This is a genomic window from Cellulomonas sp. P4_A2 (genome assembly GCF_056402515.1).
Genome location: NZ_JBFUHG010000068.1, coordinates 1 through 544, shown reverse-complemented (window position 1 = coordinate 544; position 544 = coordinate 1). Strand labels below are relative to the sequence as shown.

1 protein-coding gene is annotated in these 544 nt (G+C 75.6%); it reads left to right on the top strand.

The features are described 5' to 3' along the window. Nucleotides 1–308, top strand: a 308-nt coding sequence (locus tag AC1DUE_RS20110; protein ID WP_477041177.1) for a hypothetical protein, incomplete at its 5' end; no start/stop codon positions are given. Nucleotides 309–544 lie beyond the last annotated feature (236 nt).

The following is a 544-nucleotide window of genomic DNA, read 5'->3' as shown; positions in this document are numbered from 1 at the left end:
TGCGGGCGCTGGGGGCGCCGCGCCGCGGGCCGGCCCGGATGATCGCCGCCGAGCAGGGCGTGCTGATCGCCATCGCGCTGCTGGTCGGGTTCGCGCTCGGGGCCGTACTGACCAGGGCCGTCGTACCACTCATCGTGCTGACCGGGCAGGCCGCCCAGCCGGTGCCGCCCGTGCTGGTGCAGCTGCCGGCCGGGCAGGTCGCCGCGCTGCTGGCGGGCGTCGCCGTGCTGCCGCTGCTGATCGTGGCGGCGATCGCCCTGCGCCGCGCCGACCCGGTGACTTCGCTGCGCCACCAGGGGGACAACTGACATGAGCCCACGTTCCGACAGCGGTCGTTCCGCAGGCGTCGCCCGGGCCGCGGCCTGTGCCCCGTGGGTCCGTACCCGGCTGCGTACCGCGCCCGCGGCCGCCTGCGCACTCGGATTGCTGGTGCTGGTCACAGCATTCCTCGCCGCCGCGTTCCCACGGGCCGTCGACGCGTACGAGAGCAAGGGGCTGCGCCACGACCTGGTCGTCGAGGACCCCAGGCGGAGCGTCCTGGAGC